Below are 14,947 nucleotides of genomic sequence, written 5' to 3'. Positions count from 1 at the left end.
ATCAGCCTGAAGCCGTCCCACGCCCTTCGCGTGCGCTTCAGCCTGCGACGACGACGCACTGTCTGAACACCTCAGCCTGTTCCAGTCGCGTCTCCCCTTGAAGGACTCTGTCATGTCCGCACTGCTGTCTGTCCTGTCCGCAAGAATCCAAGCTGCCGCCGCCGCGTTCGGTACGTACGATCCCGAGCTGCGGTCGAGCACCAAACCCGAGTTCGGCCACTTCCAGACCAACCTCGCGCTGCGGATCGGCAACGAGCTGAAGCAACCGCCGCGGGACGTTGCCGCACGCCTCGTCGCCGCCATGCACCTCGAGGACCTCTGCCAAAGACCGCAGATCGCCGGACCAGGATTCATCAACCTGACCCTGCTCCCGCAAACGCTGGCGAAGGCGGTCAACGAGCCGCAGACGTTCAGCAGCAACGGCCAACGGGTCGTCGTCGACTACTCGCAGCCCAACGTCGCGAAGCAGATGCACGTCGGCCATCTCCGGTCCACGGTGATCGGCGACGCGGTGTGCAACGTGCTGGCGTACGCCGGGTACGACGTGATCCGCCAGAACCACGTCGGCGACTGGGGCACGCAGTACGGGATGATGATCGAGCAGCTGCTCGAGGAACGGACAAAGGCGGAATCCCTTGATCTGGAGGGATTGCAGCACCTGTACGAGCGGAGCCGGAAGCACTTCGATGCCGATGGCAACTTCGCGGACAAGGCCCGGCTGAGAGTGGTCGCACTGCAATCAGGCGATCCGGAGACACGGGCGATGTGGCAGCACATGGTCGACGTATCGCTCGATGATTTCGACAAGGTTTACGCCCTGCTCGGGTCCGCACTGACCAGAGCAGACGTCGTCGGCGAGAGTGCCTACAACGACGATCTGCCGCACGTCGTCGACGAACTGGAGCAGCAGGGTCTGCTGACCGAGTCCGATGGTGCGATGTGCGCGTTCCTGCCCGGATACCTCGGCCGGGACGGTACGCCGCTGCCCGTGATCGTACGGAAGTCCGACGGCGGATTCGGCTACAGCGCAACGGATCTGGCCGCCGTACGGCATCGGGTCAGCACGTTGCACGCCGACCGGATCGTGTACGTCGTCGACCACCGGCAGGCGCTGCACTTCGACATGATCTTCACCCTCGCAAGAACGGCCCACTGGCTCGATGTGCCCGCGGAACACGTCTCGTTCGGCACCGTACTCGGACCGAACGGAAAGCCCTTCAAAACCAGAGAAGGCGGCACCGTCAAGCTCGTCGAGCTACTGAACAGCGCGGTGGCGCGGGCCGACGCGCTGCTCGCCGGGCGGGACGGGGTGGATCGGGAGGAGACCGCGCGGGCCGTCGGGATCGGCGCGGTGAAGTACGCCGACCTGTCCAGCGACCGGGGCAACGACTACGTGTTCGACCTGGACCGGATGGTCGCGATGACCGGCAACACCGGCCCGTACCTGCAGTACGCGCACGCCCGGCTCACCCGGCTGCTCACCAAGGCGGATGCACCAGGCGGGAAGGTAACCGAGCTCAATGACCCGGCCGAGCAGCGGCTCGCCCTCCTGCTCACCGGATTCGCGACCACCGTCGAGCAGGTCGCCGAGACGCTCCAGCCGCACAGGCTTTGCACCTATCTGTACGACGTGGCGTCCGCCCTCTCGATCTTCTACGAGCAGTGCCCGGTGCTGAGCAGTGCAGGCGAGACCAGAGCAAGCCGGATCGCCCTGTGCGCGGCGACCCGGAAGGTGTTGCAGGATGGACTCGGCCTGCTGGGGATCGAGGCCCCTGACGCGATGTAGGAGGTACCGCATGCTGCCGTGGTCGGCGGAGTACACGGGACGCCTGGACCAGACGACGTACACCAGCGAGCTGCTGCGCGGGAACCCGCTCGGCGACCCGCACGAACGGCCGGTACTGGTCTACCTGCCACCCGGGTACGACGACTCGAACGACCGGTACCCGTCGATCTACGTGACGATGGGCTACACCGGCCACGTCGGCATGTGGTTCAACCGCGCCCCGTTCCGCCAGCCGTACCCGGAGCTCCTGGACGCGATGTTCGCCGAGGAGGGTGCGCCGAAGGCGGTCGTGGTGTTCGTCGACTCGTGGACGCGGTACGGCGGCAGCCAGTGCCTCGACTCGCCCGGCACCGGGCAGTACCAGTCGTACCTGTGTGACGAGATCGTGCCGTGGATCGACGCGACGTACCGGACGATCCCGGACCGCGACCACCGCGCCGTCACCGGCAAGTCGAGCGGCGGCTACACCGCGATGGTCACGCCGATGCTGCGGCCCGACGTGTTCGGTGCGCTCGCGACGCATGCGGGCGATGCGCTCTTCGACGTCTGCTACCGGCCGGAGTTCCCGGAGCGCGCGCGGACGCTGCGGGACAAGTACGACGGCAGCTTCGAGAAGTACTTCGAAGTGCTCGAGACCCGGACCGGACGGACCACGATGGAGGACCTGCACCTGCTGGAGATGTACGGGTACGCGTCGGCGTACTCCGCCGAGCCCGACGGGACCGTACTGCTGCCGTTCGACGACCTCGGCGCGACCATCCCGGAGGTGTGGTCGCGCTGGCTGTCCCGCGACCCGGTGGAGATGGCGAAGCAGGAGCAGTACGCCGAGGCGGTCCGCTCGCTGCGGGCGGTGTGGATCGACGCGGGCCGCCAGGACGAGTACTACCTGGACCTCGGCGCGACCGCGTTCCACCGGGCGGTGCAGCAGGCCGGCGTACCGGACGAGCGGACGCACTTCGAGCTGTTCGAGGGCACCCACGGCGGGATCGAGTACCGGTACCCGCTGGCGGTCCGCTGGCTCGCGGAACAACTCCGTTAATGGCGTGCTCCCGCCCTGCACACGCCGTACCGTCGATCGCATGAACTGGCCGGATGGGATCGCGGCGCGGCCGCTGACACTGGACGACGCCGAGGCGTTCGCGGAGCTGTGGGCAGCCAAGGAAGAGGTCGACCAGGAGGGCGAGAACTTCGAGGCCGAGGATCTCGCCGAGGAACTGCGGATGCCCGGTCTGGACCTGGCCCGCGACAGCATCGCCCTCTGGGCGGACGGCCGGCTGATCGGCTACGGCATCGCCCACGCCCGGGAGTCCGTGGTGGACGTTGACCGGGTGCGCGCCGAAGGTACCGTGCACCCCGAGTGGCGCCGTCGCGGCCTCGGTACCCAGCTGATGCGCTGGCTGATCGGCCGGGCCGGCGAGCTACATCTCGCCACGCACCCGGACGTCCCCGGGTACACGAGCGCCGGCGCGGTCAGCACCAACGCCGGCGCGACCGCCCTGATGCGCGACTTCGGCTTCGAAGAGGTGCGGTACTACTTCGACATGCGCCGCCCACTCGACCGGCCGGTGCCCGCGGCGCAGCTGCCGGACGGCCTCCGGCTCAAGCCGTACGACACCGCCTACGAGGAGGCGCTGCGCGAGGCGCACTTCGAGGCCTTCTCGGACCACTGGGGCTGGACACAGCCCAGCGTGGAGACGTGGAGGGCGCGGAGCATCGGCACGCGGGCGTTCCGCGGCCTCCAGTCGTACGTCGTGATGGACGGCGACACCGTGGCGGCGTACGTGAACTCCTTCGAGTACGACGCCGACACCGAGGCGACGGGCGTCCGCGAGCTGTACATCGGCCAGGTCGGCACCCGCCGGGCGTACCGCGGGCGCGGCCTGGCCCGGGCGGCGCTCGCCAAGGTCCTCGCCAAGGCCGCGGAGGCCGGCTACCAGCAGGCCGCCCTCGGCGTCGACGCCGACAACCCGACCGGCGCACTCGGCCTGTACGAGAACCTCGGCTTCACGACCCACCAGACGTTCGTCAACTACCAGCTGCCGCTGGCTTGATGTTGGCGTTGAGGTGGAACAGGTTGTCCGGGTCGTACGTCGCCTTGATCGCGGCCAGCCGGTCGTACTTGGCACCGTACGACGCCCGGATCCGCTCCTCGTCGGTCTCGCTCTCGGCGTTGACGTAGCTGCCGATACCGCGGCTCACCGGGACCATCGCCGCCCAGAAGGCCCGCACCCAGGAACGGTCCGGCTCGAACATCTCCGCCGTCGGCGCCAGGCCGACGATGAACAACCCGTACCCAGGAGCCCGGCTGCCGCTGAACGCGGTGGCGTCGTCCGGCACCCGCGAGTACCCACCGTCGAGCCGGTACGCCAGCAGGACCGAACCCGGCGACGTCTTCTGCGGCACGTGCTCGGTGATCACGTCGATCACCTCGTCGCTGAAGTCGTCGATGTACAGGCCCTTGTCGTACGCGTGAGAGCCCCAGGCGTTGGCCTCGTCGAGCAGCTGCTGCAGGGCGACGTACGGCATCGGGCTCGCGAACTCGACCAGCGGCGGCAGCGCCGACGTGATCTCGCTCATCACCGCGGCGTGCTCCTCGGCCGCGCCGAAACCGTTCACGATCAGCGCGTAGCCCGGCCGGAAGTGGTACTCCGCCGGGACGAACGGCGCCGGTGGGGCGTTCACCGCACCGACCACGATGTTCACGTCGTCCGGCAGCTTCGGGATCACCTCGCGCGCCAGCCGGAGCACGTCCGCGCCGCGGTCGAGGTCCCAGAACGCCAGCCCGAACTGGATGATCGGCGCCTGCTCATGCAGCCGGAACTCGAACTCGGTCACCACTCCGAAGTTGCCGCCGCCGCCGCGGACCGCCCAGAACAGGTCCGGGTTCTCGTCGTCCGACGCACGCAGGATCCGGCCGTCCGCGACGACGACCTCCACCGAGACCAGATTGTCGATACTGAGTCCGTGCTTGCGCGTCAGCCAGCCCATGCCGCCACCGAGCGTGAGCCCGCCGACACCGGTGTGACTGACCATCCCGGCCGGCGTCGCCAGGCCGTACTCCTGCGCCGCCGCGTCGAGCTGGCTGAGCAGGGCGCCGCCGCCGACCCTCGCGCGGCGCGCCTCCGGATCGACCGTGACCTGGTTGAGCTGGCTGAGGTCGATCATCAGCCCGTCGTCGACGACGCTCTTCCCGCCGGTACTGTGCGCGCCACCCCGGACCGCGATCTCCAGTCCTTGGTCCCGGGCGAACAGCACCGCGAGGCTCACGTCGGCCGCGCTCCGGCACCTGGCGATCACAGCCGGTCGACGGTCGATTCCGGCGTTCCACAACCGGCGCGCGTCGTCGTAGCCCTCGTCGCCCGGTAGCAGTACCGGTCCCTCCACGGTCGAGCGCAGCGCGTCGACCCCCATTTCCGCAAGCTGAGACATAGCTCCCCTCCCCTGGGTTTCCTGTTGTCAGGATTCAGAGCCGCGCGGTTATCCACAAGGGATCAGCGTCCCGGTTGAGCCGGAAATACGCCCGGTGTCAGACTCGGCGGCGTGAGTGACGAGGAGATCCTGGAACGTTTGCCGATCGCGGCAGCGGTCGTTGCCCTGCGCGACGATCGGGCGGACACCGAACTGGCGCGCCTCGGTGCGTACGACGAACGCGACCAGGCGCAGGTGGACCGTTGCCTGCAGGTGTTCCTCACCGGGCTGCTCCGCGCCACCTGGGAGCGAGGGTGGGCGCCGGCCGACGTCGTGCAGCACGGGCGCCGCAGCATGGACTCCGGCGTCGAGCCGCTGTTGCTGGCCGCGATCTCCGCCGAGCACCTCGCGTACAAGACGACCACGATCGATCCGAACTGGCTCGCCCAGCTGACCGACCTCGGCGTACCGCAGCCGTTCGCGGCGCTGCACCTGACGGACTGGAGCGCCGCCGCGCGGGTCGGCCGCTACCTCACCTTGCACCACGCCCTGTCGCTGGCCGGTTTCCTCCAGTCGCTACCGGTGCTCGCCCGTCTGTACCCCCTGCCCGGTACGCCGGTCCGCGGTACGCACCCCGTCGTACCGGCCAACGGGAAGATGCTCGGGCGGATCCGTGCCTTGCTGGCGAAGGCCGAGGCGACCGAGTTCCCCGACGAGGCGGAGGCGCTGTCCGGCAAGGCGCAGGAGCTGATGGCCAAGTTCTCGCTGGACCACGCGTTGCTGGAGGCAACGGAGGAGGAGCTCCCGGACGACTCGGCGGGGCGCCGGCTGTGGGTGGACACCCCGTACGTCTCGGCCAAGGCGCAGCTGGTCGGCGCGGTCGCCGCGGCGAACCGTTGCCGTACGGTCGTGATCGAAGACCTGCCGGTGGTCACGATCGTCGGCGCCGAGGTCGACCTGCAGCACACCGAGATCCTCAGCACGTCCCTGCTGGTCCAGGCGAATCGCGCGATGATTGCTGCTGGCAAGCACATCGGACATCGTGGCGAGTCCCGGACGCGGTCGTTCCGGCAGTCGTTCCTGATGGCGTACGCGCAGCGGATCGGCGAGCGGCTCGAGCAGACCGCCGCAGCGACCCAGGCCGCCGTCCCCGAAGCAGACGCGGGACGCCTGTTGCCGGTCCTGGCCAAGCGCGAGGAGCAGGTGGATGCGTTGTTCACGCAACTGTTCCCGAACACGACGACCCGGCGGACGCGGATCACCAACGGCGCCGGGTGGCACGCCGGGCTGACCGCCGCGGATCAGGCCCAGCTCGACGCGCGCCGGCAGGTGCGCCGATGAAGCCGCACCGGACGTCGATCGGCGGCGTGCTGCGGATCGAGCTGGAGGTCAAGCCCAACGACGACGGGTGGTTCAAGGAGAACTTCCACCGCGCGAAGCTGGCCGAGCTAGGGATGGACGTCGTCCAGCACAACGTCGCGTACTTCGAAGAACCCGGGATCATCCGCGGGATCCACGCCGAACCGTGGGACAAGTACCTGTCGCCGTCGTCGGGCCGGGTGTTCGCCGCGCTCGTCGACCTGCGCCCGGGTCCTGAGTTCGGTCGGGTGGAGACGTTCGAGCTCGGTACGGCCGACGCGCTCTACGTGCCCCGCGGAGTCGGGAACTCGTTCTGCACGCTGACACCGCACACGACGTACAACTTCCTGGTGAACGAGCACTGGTCGCCGGAGCGGGTCGCGGTCGACCTGTTCGACCCGGAGCTGGCGATCGCGTGGCCGGACCTGCCGCTCAAGTACACCGAGAGGGACGCGGCTAACCCTGCGCTGGCTGAGCTGCTGCGGGAGCTCCGGGCCTGAGGCCGCACAGCACGATGTCGAGCAGGCGATGCGCCTGCTCCTCCGGGGTCTCGGGTGAGTGTGTGATGCCGCCGACGAGCCGCAGCACGTCCGCCAGCTCCAGCTCGGGCCGCACGTCGCCGGTCGCTTTCGCCTTGTCCAGCAGCAGATTCCCGGCTTCCTGGACGCTCAGCTTGCAGGCCTTGAAGAACGGCGATTCCTTGCCGATGGCAAGCATCAGCTCGTGGGCCAGGCTCTTCTTGGACAGCCCGAACCCGACGAAGCTGCGCAGCCAGGCGGCCAGCGCGTCGAACGGCGCGAGCTCCTTGTCGAACTCGTACGCCCGGTCGACGACGGACTGGATCTCGTCGACGTAGACCGCCTCGAGCAGGGCCGTCCGGTTCGGGAACCGGCGGTACAGCGTACCGATGCCGACGCCGGCCCGGCGGGCGATCTCCTCCAGCGAGGTGTCAGTGCCGTGCTCGGCGAACGTCTCCCGGGCGGCCGTCACCAGACGGTCGTAGTTCCGGGCCGCGTCCGCACGGGTCGGCCGCGTACACGGCATGGGTTGCGGCGCCATCAGCCTCCTCCCGAGGTTTTCAGCACAATATCGCTTGCAAAGCGGAGGATGCCTCCGTATCGTATCCGGAGGAAGTCTCCGCTTTCCTCTCAACTGTAAACCCTCAGGGGTAAGGAGCAACATGTCGGCAACATCCGCGGCGCCGGCCGGCGCCGCCTCGGCCCCGGCCGCCCGGCGGCCGGGGGTAGTTCTCGCAGTCATTCTGGTCACCCAGCTGATGGTCATCCTCGACGCGACCGTGGTGAACATCGCGATGCCTCACATCCGGGAGGCCCTGCACTTCAGCACCTCCAGCCTGTCCTGGGTGCAGAACGCCTACGCGCTCGCGTTCGGCGGTCTGCTCCTGCTCGGTGCCCGCGCCGGCGACCTGCTCGGTCGCCGCCGGGTGTTCCTCACCGGCGTCAGCGTCTTCACCCTCGCCTCGCTGCTCGGTGGCCTCGCGCCGAACGCCGAGCTGCTGCTCGCCGCCCGCGTACTGCAGGGCATCGGCGGTGCGATCGCAGCCCCGGCGGCCCTGACCCTGCTGATGCTCACGTACCGCGAAGGTCCTGAGCGGATGAAGGCGCTCGGCTACTACAGCCTGATCTCGTCCGGCGGCGGCAGCGTCGGCCTGGTGCTCGGCGGCATGCTGACGGACTGGGCGTCATGGCGCTGGGGTCTGTTCATCAACGTCCCGATCGGTATCGCACTGGTCCTCACGGCCCGGCAGGTGCTGACCGAGACCGAGCCGGAGACCGGCCGGTTCGACGTGGCCGGCGCGGTGACCTCGACGCTCGGCATCACCTCACTGGTCTACGGCTTCATCCGGGTCGCCGAGAAGGGCTGGACCTCCACCGAGGTGCTGGTCGCATTCGCGGCCGGTGTCGTTCTGCTGGCGTCGTTCGTGCTGATCGAGCGCCGGGTCAGTCACCCGATCGTGCCGCTGCGGCTGTTCCGGTCGCCGGTCCGCTCGGCGTCGTACCTGACCATGCTGCTGATCGTCGGGACGATGTTCGGGATGTTCTTCTTCCTGACGCAGTACCTGCAGGGTGTGCTCGGGCTCAAGCCGTTCGCGGCAGGCCTGGCCTTCCTGCCGCTGACCGGTCTGCTCTTCGCCCAGTCGCGGATCGTGCCGCGGCTGGTTGCCCGGATCGACGGCGCGAAGCTGATGCTGGCCGGCTCGACGCTGGTCACGCTCGGCACGATCTGGCTGACCCAGCTGAACGCGAACAGCACCTACCTGGCCGACGTGGTCGGTCCGCTGGTCCTGTTCGGAGCAGGCGCCGGCATGATCTTCATCCCGCTGGTCGGCCGGGCCATCTCGGGCGTCGCACCGGAGGACTCGGGCGCCGCGTCCGGCATGCTGAACGTCGTCCAGCAGGTCGGCGGCGCGCTCGGCCTGGGCATCCTGGTCACGATCTTCGGTACGGCGAGCCGCAACTCGACGGCGACCGTCCCACGCCAGATCCTGGTCGAGGGCGTCCACGCAGCCTTCATCGGCTCCCTGGTCTACGCGGCCCTGAGCCTGGTGATGATCACCATCACCGTCCGCCCCTGGACCTGGTTCCGTACCGCACCCGAACCGGTGGAGGTCGAGGCCTGAGTAATCCACTGGCAGGCGGAGGTCATTCGTGAAACGGTGCCGGGCATGGAGCCTGCGAACTTCTACTCCGGCATCGTGGTCGACGCGTACGCGAAGCTGAAGTCGGAGACCTTCGACCCGGAGCCGTACCTGGAGTTCGTCAAGGCGCACGGCGAACCCGCGCTGGAGATCGGCTGCGGCGACGGGGAGCCCCTGCTCGAGCTGTGTGCCGCGGGGCTGGAGGTCGACGGCGTCGACTCGTCCGGCGACATGGTCGAACGGTGCCGCGCCAACGCGGCCAAGCGCGGTCTCACGACTCAGGTCTTCCAGCAACGCATGGAAGACCTGAGTCTGGACCGGCGGTACGCGTCGATCTACCTCGCCGGGCCGACGTTCAACCTGCTGGCCGACGACGAAACCGCGCTGCGGGCGCTGGTCGCGATCCGCGCCGCGCTGTCCGACGGCGGCGCGGCGTTGATCCCGCTCTGGGTCCCCGGTCCCACGCCCGCCGAGGAACTCGGCGTCAGCCGGTCGACAGACGATGCGGGCGTGGAGCTCAGGTACACCCCGCTGTCGGAGAGCTACGACCGCAAGCTGCGGACCCGGATCACCACCGCGCGCTACGAACGAATCGATGCCGACGGCACCGAGACCGCGGACCGGGAGTGGATCATCCACTGGCACACACCCGCCTCGTTCCGCGGCCTGTGCGCGGACGCCGGCCTCCGGGTCGACGAGATGGTGGACGACGACACGGAGGAAGCCGCGTCTGACGACGCCACCAGCTTCACGGTGGTGGTCCGGCGCTAGATCGAGGCGGCGCCGTCGACGACCAGGACCTGGCCGTTGAGGTTGGTGTTGTCGAGCAGGAGCATCCGGACGAGGGGAAGGACGTCTTCGGGCTCGGTCAGCCGGCCGGTCGGGGTGCGGCGGGTGATCTGGTCGAGCTGGGTCTGACCCAGCACGGCCGACATCTCGGACGCGAAGAACCCGGGAGCGATGGCGTTGGCAAGGATGCGGCCGCCCAGTTCGCGCGCGAGCGAACGGGTGGCCGCGTCCATGCCGCCCTTGGTGGCCGAGTACGCGACCAGGCCCGGGTAACCGCGCTGGGCGCAGATCGAGGTGATGTTGACGATCCGGCCCTTGAGGCCCTTCGCCAGCATCCGGCGGAGCACGAACCGGGTCAGGATCAGCGGCGACGTCAGGTTGGTCCGGATGATCTCAGCCAGGTGCTCCGCGGACGTGTGGACGTGCAACGAGTCCTGGCCGATCGCCGCATTGTTGACCAAGGCATCGATCGGCCCGAGCGTGGTCTCCACCTCGCGGACGAACGCCTGAGCGGCCGCGGCGTCGTTGACGTCGACGGAGCCGTAGTGCAGGTGTTCGGGGTACTTCTGCCCGAGCGCCGTCAGCTCGGGGGTGACCGTACGGGCGAACGCGGCGACCTTCAGGCCGGCGGCGAGCAGGTCGGTGACGATCGCCAGGCCGAGGCCGCGGGACCCGCCGGAGACAAGGACGACCGACGCGGGTGGGACGATTTCAGACATCGCTCTTCAGGGTTTCCTTCTGCGGGATCTCGTCGAGGAACTTGATCCGCCGCGGTACGCCGTAGTCCGGCAGCCGGTTCGAGCACCACTGCACCAGGTCCGCGTCGGTGATCGGGCCGAGCAACCGGTTCGGAACCACCTCGGCCGCGACCATCCGGCCGACCAGCGGCGCCTTGCGCGCGAACACCCGCGCCCAGGAGACGCCCGGGTGGCCCATCAGCACGTTGCGGACCACCCCGGCCGAGACCTTCGAGCCGCCGACGTTGATCTCGTCGGTGTCCAGGCGTCCGGTGATCAGCACCCGGTCGCCGTCGTACTCGACCCGGTCGCCGGTGTGTACGGCGCCGATCAGGCCCGCGCCGTGGTGCGGCGAGCGGATCACCAGTTCGTCGCGCTCGACGCTCAGCACCGGCCGCTCCGGGTCCGGGTCGCGGTCCAGCCACGACTTCGGGAAGCCGGCCTTGCCGTCGTGGACGACGATCGACGCGCCGACCTCGGAGGAGGCGTAGATCCAGGAGATCCGGGCCTTCGGGAACAGCTCCCGGAGCTGGTCGAGGATCGCCTGGTCGACGGGCTCGCCGCCGAGCGTGATCTGCTCCAGCGGTACGGCAGCCAGCGCGTCGGCGTCCCGGTAGATCGCCTGCCGCCAGAAGGTCGGCGTACCGGAGGCCGCCGTGACGCCGTGCTCGGTCGCGATCGCCGGCCAGTCCTCGAGTTCGTGCGGCTCGATCACGACCAAGCCCTGGTCGGGCTGGGTCAGCGAGAGCGTGACGAGCTGCCACCACGCGTAGGTCCCAGGCGAGTACGGCAGGAGCCAGGTACGTGGTGGCTGATCGCCGGTGACCGTGGTCAGGGACTCGAGGGTGTGGCCGATCCGCTTCGGGCGGCCGGTCGAGCCTGAGGTCAGCAGCCAGGCGCGGCCCGACTCCTCCACGCGCTTCAGCTTGGCCGGGGTGATTGCCCCATCGGGCAGAACGATCGCGAACCCGGACTCGCCCAGTTCCTCGCGCATCAGTTCGTCGACGCGGGACTCGGTCGCGACCAGCAGTTCGGTGCCGTGGACCGCGTGGTGCCGGACGGCCGCGAGCGCGTCGCCGCCGTTGTCGACCAGCACGGCCGCGGGCGACGGCAGCTGCGGCAGCTTGTGCAGGGTCCGCCAGGTCAGCCGCTTACCGCCGACGACGACGGTGTTGTCGTCACCGATCAGCGCGGTGCTGCGCCGGCCACTCACGCGGACTGGAGTTGCTCGATGAAGTCCAGTACGTCGCCGACCGTCGCGATCCGGCGCAGCCCGGGGGCATCGAAGTTCAGCTCGTCGCCGAGCTCGTCCTCCACCCGGAGGGCCAGCTCGGAGAAGTCCAGCGACCGGAACCCGATCTCCCGGAGATCCGCTGTGTCGTCGGCCGGCAATGCGCGGCCCTGAGCCGTCATCACCTCACCCATCAACTCCCTGACCCGACTCCGATCCACCGAACTCATAGTCCCGAAGCCTAGCCTCGGATCTCCCGCCGTCACCAACGGTTCCGTCACAGTCACGGCCGCGTAGCCGGTCCTTCAATCGTTTGATCCGGGCGCGGACCTCGAGCCAGGTCAGGGCGATCACCGGGCCGGCGGCGGCCAGCGCCGCCAGCAGGACCTCCTCGACCGGCAGGCCGGCGATGTGCTGAACGAGCATCGGACCTCCCCAGACCTGGAGATTACTGAGTGTAAACGGAATGTCTGCGGGGGTAAACGGCTGACGGGACTCGTCCGGCTCCTACACTGTGCCGGGTGATCAGACCGGGAAGGCGTCGTGCTGCCGGGCGTGGGAGGCGGAGTGCGGCGCTGGTGAGTCTGCCCGTGCTGCCGATCGCCTGGTTCGTCGCGCTGCAGGAGCACCCGCCGTGGATGCCGGCCGCGTACCTCGGCTACCTGCTGGTCGTGATCGTCGTACCGGGCACGATGTTCTGGCGGCGGCTGACCGGCGGCGTCGGCTGGCTGACCGCGGACGTCGTCCTCGGTACCGCGTTCGGCCTGGCCGTCGAAGCGCTGGTCTACCCGCTCGGGATGCTGTTCGGCATGCCGTTCGCGGCGCTGCTGATGCCCGCGCTGGCGTTCGGGATGTGGCGGGCGTTGCCGCGCCGCAAGCTCCCGGAACGACCGACGCCGTGGTGGTCGCTGGCCGGCGTGATGCTCGCCGTCGGGGTCGCGGCCGCCTGGTTCGTCCGCGTCGGCGCGCGCCTCATTCCGCTGAACGGATCCGAGGCCTTGCGGCCGGACTCGGACGCTCCGCACAACCTCGCGATCGCGGGTGAGGTCACCCACCACTTCCCGCCGCGGATCCCGTACGCCGACGGCGGCTGGCTGACCAGCCACTGGGCGGCGTACGAGCACCTCGCCTCCGCGCACTGGATCACCAGCGTGCCGCTCGACGTACTGACGCACCGGATGGCGCCGTTCCTGTGGATCCTGCTGACCGTACTCGGCGCGGCCGCGGTCGGGATGCTGCTGACCGGTCGCGCGGTGGCGGCACCGATCGCCGCCGGGCTCGTCGTGGCCGGGGGCGATCTCGTCGCTTGGCCGTGGGCGGTGACGGACCGGGTGTTCGCCGACGGGCCGTTCTCGCTCGGCCAACTGACCAACCCGCCGCAGGCCTTCTCGACCGTGTTGCTGCTGCCGTTGATCGCGGTGACGACGTTGCTGTTGCGGCGACGGCCGGGTACGACGCGTGGGCAGCTGTTCCGGTTGTTCGTCACCGCCGGGGTGCTGGTCGCGGCGCTGGCGTTGACGAAGGCGACCACGCTTCCCGTGTACGCGACGGGGCTGGCGGTTGCGTGGATCTACCTCACGGTTCGCGCGGGGCGGTTGAACCTGCGCGCGCTGGTGCTCGGCGTGGGCGTTGCCGCGGCGTACGCGTTGACGTTCTTCTTCGTACTGCGGGGCGCGGCCTCGACGGTGCGGTTCGATCCCGGGGCGACGTTCGAGAGCCTGGCGGACCGGATGGGCGGTGGGTCCGCGGTTCCGGTGATCGGGGCCGTGGTCGTGATCGGGTGGCTGATGCCGGTCGCCGGCGCGCTGTTGATCAAGCGGCGCGAGGTGATGGTGGTGTTCCTGCTCGCCGGGTTCGGGGCCGCCGTACTGCTGGCGTCGTTGCTCGCGGATCGTGGGGATACCCAACTGTTCTTCGTTCGCACCGGCTTCGTGTTCGGCGTACTGCTCGCGACCTGGGGCCTCGGTTCGCTGGAACGGCGGCAGTACTGGATCACCGGCGTCGCGGCCGCGATCGGGGTCGCCGCGATCTACTGGGGCCGGCACCAGACGCCGCGTTCGTGCACGTCGACGAACTGCTTCGGGCAAGGGCTCGCGGTGACGCTGGTGATCGCGGCGCTCGGGCTCGGCGTGTTCGGGCTCGTCCTGCGAGGCTCCCGGCGTACCTGGGCGGTGATCGCGGTGGCGGTGCTCGTCGGTACGACGGTGTCGCCGACGGTGGCGTCCGTACGGCGGTTCGCGAACCCGCCGCTGACGTCGTACGAATCGATCGCGCCGGGCGGGATCGAGGCGGCGCGCTTCATCCGGCGCAACTCCGGGTCCGACGACCGGATCGCCACGAACGTGCACTGCCACCAGGCACGCGCGTCGCATTGCCAGACCGGGTCGTACTGGATCGCCGGGTACGCCGAACGGCGCGTGCTCGTGGAAGGTTGGGCGTACCAGGTGCGGATCGACGACAGCTATCCGGCCGGCGTCCAGGGACCGTACTGGAACCAGGACCTGCTCCAGCTGAACGACGAGGTCTTCCGCAACCCGTCCCGGCAGACCATCGAGACGCTGCGGAGCAAGTACGGCGTGCAGTGGCTACTGCTCGACGAGCGCGTCAGCGCACCTCCCAAGAACCTGGACAAGCTGACCGAACTGCGCTTCCAGCTCGGCACAGTCCGCGTCTACCAGATCTACCCACCCCCACCCACGAACCCGTTCCCGTCGATCTCCCCTACCCCGACGCCGACCCAGAGCCCGTCCACCCCGTTCCCAACCTCGTCGACAAGCGGCTCCCCCGCCTTCCCAACCGGACCGAGCTCGCCCTCCCCGACGTCCACCTTCCCAACCCCAACCCTCCCAACCGGCACCCAGCCAACGGTCCCGTTCCCAACCGGCACCCTCCCGACGAGCATTCCGACGTCCCCGACGCAGACCGGCTCGGTCCCGACGCAGCCGACGACTACGCCGGAACTCCGGAGCCCGTAGAGG

The 14,947-nt window shown here is 69.3% G+C and carries 14 protein-coding genes; 8 read left to right on the top strand and 6 right to left on the bottom strand.

Annotated elements, in window-relative coordinates; translation table 11 throughout:
- Positions 1–112: 112 nt before the first annotated feature.
- From argS to ACZ5BU_RS28125, 3 genes are read left to right on the top strand one after another with little or no spacing between them, the layout of a single operon-like run.
- The gene (gene argS / locus ACZ5BU_RS28135) at positions 113–1,786 is read left to right on the top strand and encodes an arginine--tRNA ligase (RefSeq protein WP_465703430.1); all 1,674 of its coding nucleotides are present in this window, start codon (positions 113–115) and stop codon (positions 1,784–1,786) included.
- 10 nt (positions 1,787–1,796) lie between these two features.
- Positions 1,797–2,825, top strand: coding sequence for an alpha/beta hydrolase (locus ACZ5BU_RS28130; RefSeq protein WP_465703429.1), 1,029 nt, complete (start codon positions 1,797–1,799; stop codon positions 2,823–2,825).
- Positions 2,826–2,865: 40 nt separating this feature from the next.
- Positions 2,866–3,837 carry a GNAT family N-acetyltransferase gene (locus ACZ5BU_RS28125; RefSeq protein ID WP_465703428.1) on the top strand — a complete coding sequence of 324 codons (972 nt, stop codon included), beginning with the start codon at positions 2,866–2,868 and terminating at the stop codon, positions 3,835–3,837.
- Here the strand turns inward: ACZ5BU_RS28125 and ACZ5BU_RS28120 are convergent.
- Positions 3,812–5,215, bottom strand: coding sequence for an FAD-binding oxidoreductase (locus ACZ5BU_RS28120; protein ID WP_465703427.1), 1,404 nt, complete (start codon positions 5,213–5,215; stop codon positions 3,812–3,814). The genes ACZ5BU_RS28125 and ACZ5BU_RS28120 overlap by 26 nt on opposite strands.
- 111 nt (positions 5,216–5,326) lie before the next feature.
- Here ACZ5BU_RS28120 and ACZ5BU_RS28115 point away from each other — a divergent pair, with 111 nt between their 5' ends.
- On the top strand, positions 5,327–6,535 hold the full coding sequence (locus ACZ5BU_RS28115; protein ID WP_465703426.1) for a DUF2786 domain-containing protein: 1,209 nt from the start codon (positions 5,327–5,329) through the stop codon (positions 6,533–6,535).
- Positions 6,532–7,053, top strand: a complete 522-nt coding sequence (locus ACZ5BU_RS28110; protein WP_465703425.1) for a dTDP-4-dehydrorhamnose 3,5-epimerase family protein — start codon at positions 6,532–6,534, stop codon at positions 7,051–7,053. The genes ACZ5BU_RS28115 and ACZ5BU_RS28110 overlap by 4 nt, the downstream gene beginning before the upstream one ends.
- Here ACZ5BU_RS28110 and ACZ5BU_RS28105 read toward each other — a convergent pair.
- Entirely contained in the window at positions 7,010–7,612 is a 603-nt protein-coding gene (locus ACZ5BU_RS28105) for a TetR/AcrR family transcriptional regulator (protein ID WP_465703424.1), read from the bottom strand. The two genes, ACZ5BU_RS28110 and ACZ5BU_RS28105, sit on opposite strands and share 44 nt — an antisense overlap.
- 121 nt (positions 7,613–7,733) lie before the next feature.
- Between ACZ5BU_RS28105 and ACZ5BU_RS28100 the strand changes: the two genes are divergently transcribed.
- Positions 7,734–9,194, top strand: a complete 1,461-nt coding sequence (locus tag ACZ5BU_RS28100) for an MFS transporter (protein ID WP_465703423.1) — start codon at positions 7,734–7,736, stop codon at positions 9,192–9,194.
- 45 nt (positions 9,195–9,239) lie between these two features.
- Complete coding sequence (locus tag ACZ5BU_RS28095) at positions 9,240–9,983, top strand: class I SAM-dependent methyltransferase (protein ID WP_465703422.1); 744 nt, start codon at positions 9,240–9,242, stop codon at positions 9,981–9,983.
- On the opposite strand, the gene ACZ5BU_RS28090 is transcribed toward ACZ5BU_RS28095, so the two are convergent.
- From ACZ5BU_RS28090 to ACZ5BU_RS28075, 4 genes are read right to left on the bottom strand one after another with little or no spacing between them, the layout of a single operon-like run.
- Entirely contained in the window at positions 9,980–10,720 is a 741-nt protein-coding gene (locus ACZ5BU_RS28090; protein WP_465703421.1) for an SDR family NAD(P)-dependent oxidoreductase, read from the bottom strand. The genes ACZ5BU_RS28095 and ACZ5BU_RS28090 overlap by 4 nt on opposite strands.
- Entirely contained in the window at positions 10,713–11,951 is a 1,239-nt protein-coding gene (locus tag ACZ5BU_RS28085) for an AMP-binding protein (RefSeq protein WP_465703420.1), read from the bottom strand. Before ACZ5BU_RS28085 ends, ACZ5BU_RS28090 begins: the two co-directional genes overlap by 8 nt.
- Entirely contained in the window at positions 11,948–12,151 is a 204-nt protein-coding gene (locus tag ACZ5BU_RS28080; RefSeq protein WP_359941130.1) for an acyl carrier protein, read from the bottom strand. Before ACZ5BU_RS28080 ends, ACZ5BU_RS28085 begins: the two co-directional genes overlap by 4 nt.
- 4 nt (positions 12,152–12,155) lie before the next feature.
- Positions 12,156–12,395, bottom strand: a complete 240-nt coding sequence (locus ACZ5BU_RS28075) for a hypothetical protein (protein WP_465703419.1) — start codon at positions 12,393–12,395, stop codon at positions 12,156–12,158.
- 152 nt (positions 12,396–12,547) lie between these two features.
- Here ACZ5BU_RS28075 and ACZ5BU_RS28070 point away from each other — a divergent pair, with 152 nt between their 5' ends.
- Entirely contained in the window at positions 12,548–14,944 is a 2,397-nt protein-coding gene (locus ACZ5BU_RS28070; RefSeq protein ID WP_465703418.1) for a hypothetical protein, read from the top strand.
- Positions 14,945–14,947: the final 3 nt, after the last annotated feature.

This window comes from Kribbella sp. NPDC031520, assembly GCF_055580825.1.
The sequence above is the reverse complement of the archived record's forward strand: the minus strand, read 5'-3'. Positions and strand labels throughout refer to the sequence as shown.

Coding starts and splice junctions, on each gene's coding strand:
- argS (WP_465703430.1), top strand. CDS start 113: ATGTCCGCACTGCTGTCTGTCCTGTCCGCAAGAATCCAAGCTGCCGCC.
- ACZ5BU_RS28130 (WP_465703429.1), top strand. CDS start 1,797: ATGCTGCCGTGGTCGGCGGAGTACACGGGACGCCTGGACCAGACGACG.
- ACZ5BU_RS28125 (WP_465703428.1), top strand. CDS start 2,866: ATGAACTGGCCGGATGGGATCGCGGCGCGGCCGCTGACACTGGACGAC.
- ACZ5BU_RS28120 (WP_465703427.1), bottom strand. CDS start 5,215: ATGTCTCAGCTTGCGGAAATGGGGGTCGACGCGCTGCGCTCGACCGTG.
- ACZ5BU_RS28110 (WP_465703425.1), top strand. CDS start 6,532: ATGAAGCCGCACCGGACGTCGATCGGCGGCGTGCTGCGGATCGAGCTG.
- ACZ5BU_RS28105 (WP_465703424.1), bottom strand. CDS start 7,612: ATGGCGCCGCAACCCATGCCGTGTACGCGGCCGACCCGTGCGGACGCG.
- ACZ5BU_RS28100 (WP_465703423.1), top strand. CDS start 7,734: ATGTCGGCAACATCCGCGGCGCCGGCCGGCGCCGCCTCGGCCCCGGCC.
- ACZ5BU_RS28095 (WP_465703422.1), top strand. CDS start 9,240: ATGGAGCCTGCGAACTTCTACTCCGGCATCGTGGTCGACGCGTACGCG.
- ACZ5BU_RS28090 (WP_465703421.1), bottom strand. CDS start 10,720: ATGTCTGAAATCGTCCCACCCGCGTCGGTCGTCCTTGTCTCCGGCGGG.
- ACZ5BU_RS28080 (WP_359941130.1), bottom strand. CDS start 12,151: ATGACGGCTCAGGGCCGCGCATTGCCGGCCGACGACACAGCGGATCTC.
- ACZ5BU_RS28075 (WP_465703419.1), bottom strand. CDS start 12,395: ATGCTCGTTCAGCACATCGCCGGCCTGCCGGTCGAGGAGGTCCTGCTG.